This window comes from Dyella sp. 01N36, from assembly GCF_056399745.1.
In genome coordinates this window covers 1-3,894 of sequence record NZ_JBFTRY010000269.1, presented here as the reverse complement: position 1 = coordinate 3,894, position 3,894 = coordinate 1, and the positions used below count along the sequence as shown (strand labels likewise).

General features: G+C 65.5%; 5 protein-coding genes. 2 read left to right on the top strand and 3 right to left on the bottom strand.

Annotated features, from left to right (window positions below; genetic code table 11):
* On the bottom strand, positions 1-671 hold a 671-nt coding region (locus AC1DMG_RS20735; protein WP_477181022.1), incomplete at its 3' end, for an AAA family ATPase.
* A 41-nt stretch (positions 672-712) separates the two neighbouring features.
* Between AC1DMG_RS20735 and AC1DMG_RS20730 the strand changes: the two genes are divergently transcribed.
* Positions 713-2,308, top strand: a complete 1,596-nt coding sequence (locus AC1DMG_RS20730) for an ArnT family glycosyltransferase (RefSeq protein ID WP_477181021.1) — start codon at positions 713-715, stop codon at positions 2,306-2,308.
* 1 nt (position 2,309) lies between these two features.
* Here the strand turns inward: AC1DMG_RS20730 and AC1DMG_RS20725 are convergent, their stop codons facing one another.
* Together AC1DMG_RS20725 and AC1DMG_RS20720 are read right to left on the bottom strand one after the other, a co-directional pair.
* A complete protein-coding gene (locus AC1DMG_RS20725; protein ID WP_477175991.1) occupies positions 2,310-2,894 on the bottom strand; it encodes a Maf family protein in 585 nt (194 codons plus the stop codon).
* The gene (locus tag AC1DMG_RS20720) at positions 2,891-3,346 is read right to left on the bottom strand and encodes a hypothetical protein (protein WP_441604051.1); all 456 of its coding nucleotides are present in this window, start codon (positions 3,344-3,346) and stop codon (positions 2,891-2,893) included. The genes AC1DMG_RS20725 and AC1DMG_RS20720 overlap by 4 nt, the downstream gene beginning before the upstream one ends.
* Before the next feature lie 173 nt (positions 3,347-3,519).
* Between AC1DMG_RS20720 and AC1DMG_RS20715 the strand changes: the two genes are divergently transcribed.
* Positions 3,520-3,894, top strand: a 375-nt coding sequence (locus AC1DMG_RS20715; protein WP_477181023.1) for a YceD family protein, incomplete at its 3' end; no start/stop codon positions are given.

Sequence of the window (3,894 nt, the reverse complement as noted above, 5' to 3'; positions counted from 1 at the left end):
GTCACCGATTGCGCTCGCCGCGCCAGTTCGGCCAGTCCGGCCACATCCAGTTGCGGCGTGAGTTGGGCTAGCAGGTCGCGTCGGTCGCTGCCGGTCAGCAGCGCGCGTTCTGCGGCGGCGTCGGGATAGTCCAGCGACACACGCAACATGAAGCGGTCCAGCTGCGAATCCGGCAGTGGGAAGGTGCCGGCCAGATCGAGCGGATTCTGCGTGGCCRCCACAAAGAAGGGCTGCGGCAGGATATGCGTCTGGCCGTCCACCGTGACCTGGCCTTCCGCCATCGACTCGAGCAGGGCGCTCTGCGTCTTGGGAGTGGCGCGATTGATTTCATCGGCCAGCAGCAGGCCGGTAAAGATGGGACCGGGATGGAATCGGAACTGCCCTGTCTCGCGCTCGTAGACGCTCACCCCGATAATGTCCGAGGGCAGCAGGTCGCTGGTGAACTGCACGCGCTGGAAATCCAGCTCAAAGCTGGCGGCCAGGGCATGGGCCAGGGTGGTCTTGCCAACGCCGGGCACGTCTTCCAGTAGAAGATGGCCGCCAGCAAGCAGGCAGGTGAAGGCCAGCTTGACCTGGCGCGGCTTGCCAAGCAGCACGCGATTGACCTGGGCCATGCTGGCCTCCAGCCGCGTGCGTAGTGATTCTTCGTGTAGCGGAGTAATGGCGGACATGGGTTTCTGGCAGCGGGGAAGGGTGATGCGGAACAGAGCTCATGCGTGACACCCCCAGTGTAGCCGTGGGTTTCTCGCGCTGGCGAGCGGTGTTCGTGATCGCCTTCGCAGTGCTCTGCGTGCTCAAGATCATGCTTGCTGCAAGCCTGTCACCGTTTGGTGACGAGGCGTTTTACTGGCAAGAGAGTCGCCGCCTGGCCTGGGGCTATAGCGACTTGCCGCCGTTAACGGCCCTGCTGATCCACTTTGGCGAGCACATCGCCGGGCACGGCGTGTTCGGCATGCGCTGGCCTTTCCTGCTGATCGGCAGCCTCCTGCCATGGCTGGTGCGCGCCTTTGCCCGCGAGGCCTTCGACGAACGCACCGGCTGGCAGGCCGGCCTGTTGTGCCTGGTCTTGCCGCTGGCGGGCAGCCTGGGCGTGCTCGCCTTGCCGGACGTGCCGCTGACCGTGGCGATCATGGCAGCTCTGTTGGGCCTGGTGCGGGCGCTGGATCGCGAYTATTTGCGCGACTGGCTGCTGCTCGGCCTCTCGCTGGGCGTGTGCTGGCTGACCCATTACCGGGCCGCCATGCCGATGTTGGCCGGCCTGCTGTTTTGCGTGATGACCCCGCGTGGTCGGGCGCAGTGGCGCCGTCCAGGTCTGTGGCTGGCCCTGGCGGTGGCTGCGCTGGGCCTGATCCCACTGGTCATTTCCAATTGGCAGCACCACGCTGCAGGCCTGGCCTTTCAACTGGTCGAACGCAATCCCTGGCAATTTCATGCCGACGCCTTGGTGCAGCCGCTGGAGCAGGCGGTGGCCTGCACGCCGTTGCTATACCTGCTGCTGCTGTGGGCGGCATGGGTGAGCTGGCGGCGTCGTGAGGAGGGGCGGCCGTGGGACCTCATCGCGATCGTGTCCGGCTGCTTCCTCGTCGTCTATTTCGCGCTAGGCCTGTTTGCGGACGACATACGCTTTCGGGCGCACTGGCCTTTGCCCGGCTATCTGCCGCTGTTGGCCGCATTGCCTGTCTTGCTGCGCGAACGGCGGCCGTGGCGCCAGGCCTGGTTGACCGCTGCGTTCGTGCTGGCGGCGGTGGGTCTGCTTGGCGGCCTTGCGTATCTCGGCCTGGCCGCCAGMAACAACGGTGCGCGTGTGTTGGCCGGCTTCAAGGCGTTCCCGGCGCGTTTCGTCGGCTGGCGCGAAAGTGGCGACATGGCGCGCGAACTGCTCGCCTCGCATCCAGGCGTGGTGGTCGCCGACAACTTCATGCTGGCGGCAGAAATCGATTTCCAGTTGGGCGGCAGCGTGCCGGTCTACGTGCTCGACAGTCCACTCAACGTCAAGCACGGGCGCGCACCGCAGCTGGCCTGGTGGGAACTGGACGAAACTGCCTTGGGCCGAAGGCATGGTGGCGAACTCATGTTGCTCGCGGTGGATGAAAAAGCGCTGCGCGTGCATGAGCGGGCGGACTGGTTGCGTGCGCTGTGCGGCCGCATCAACCAGCCAGCACCGCTCACGCGGCTGGATCTGTTCGACGGGCGCCGCCGGATCGCTTTTTATGCAGGAACGGTCCCGTTGTCGCTGCCAGCCATGGCGACGACCAGCGATGCCTGCCCGATTTGGCGAATCGCCGCGGCGAACGACGAACAACCCTGAGTCAGGGCAGGGCGATGCCTGCTTCGCGCAGCATGCGTGCAAGTGCAATCAGCGGCAGGCCAATCAAGGCCGACGGATCCTCGTTGTCGATCCGCTCGAACAGGCTGATGCCCAGTCCTTCGCACTTGAAGCTGCCGGCGCAATCGAGCGGCTGCTCGCGTTCGATGTAGCGATCGATCTCGTCCACAGTCAGGCTGCGAAACATCACCACGGTGTGGTCGACATGCACGCGATCCTCACCCGTGCGGGTGTCGTGCAGGCACAGCGCCGTATGGAAATGCACCTCGCGACCGGAGCTCGCCAGCAGCTGTTCGCGGGCGCGCTGGGCCGTGCCGGGTTTGTCGAGCACGATGCCGCCCAGTTCGGCAACTTGATCGGAACCAATCACCAGCGCATCGTCCAGTCCGGCGGCTGCGGCGCGCGCTTTGGCGATGGCGAGCCGACTGGCGCGATCGCGTGGCGTTTCATCGGGCAGGGCGGTCTCGTCGGTGCCGGGAGCGCGTTGCTCGAAATCGTCGACGATGCGGCGTAGCAGTTCGGCCCGATAACGCGAGGTCGAGCCCAGCACCAGGGTGGGCAGACTCATGCGTCGTGCTCGCGGCGCAGGTGTTCCCGCATGGCGCTGTCCAGATCGTGCTGGGCGCGATCCAGGGCTGCCAGCAGCGGCTGCAGGCGATCGCGGGTATCATTCATGGATGCGACGGCTCTATCGAGTTCCTCCTGCGAGGCTTTCGGTGCGGCGTCGCGGATCCAGATGCGTTGTTGCAGCAGGGAGCGCAGGCCCGCGTCGATCGCGTGGCGCGCCTCCTGTTCGCTGCTGGCGGGCAGATCCGGATTGAGCGACATGACGGCGTGGGCCTGTTGCAGGCCGGCTCGGCAGGTCTTGAGATCCGCTTCCACCTTGTCGGCCAGCTCCAGCAGCTGAAGCAGGCTCAGCGTCCGGCGATCGGCACGACGCCGATAGGCCAGGATGGCCCCGACCAGGGCAGCGGCAAGGATCAGCAGCGCAGCGATGCCGAGCGTCAGGTAGGGGTTCACGGGCGGCCAGCTCGCAGGAGAGGTGGTCAAAGTCTGCCGTACCGGGGCCGTTCAGGCAAAATTGGCCAAGTCAGCGCTCGCGGACCCGCCAGCCCGTTGACTTCAATGGGTTGTAATCCTATGATTTCGGGTCTATGTCCGTGACACTGCCAGAGTCCGTGGACGCTTGGCGCATGGTCTCGGCGCGGCGTTCGTTCCAGGGGGAGTTCCCCATAGTCGCCATGAAGCGATTGGGCGAGGCCTTGGCCGGTACGGAAGGGACGGCGCACTACGAGCTGGATTTTGGCCGGGACGAGTTTGGTACGGCGTACCTCGACGTGCGTGTCCAGGTTCCTGTCACGCTGACCTGCCAGCGCAGCCTGGAGCCGTTTGTACTGCCCATGGCGGTTGATAGCCGGCTGGGATTGATCCGCTCCGAGCGCGATGAAGCGGCCTTGCCGCCCAACGTCGAGCCGCTGCTGATCGCCGACGACAGCAAGCTCAACCTGCTGGAAGTCATCGAAGACGAATTGTTGTTGGCGCTGCCGCTGGTCCCGGTCAATCCGGAC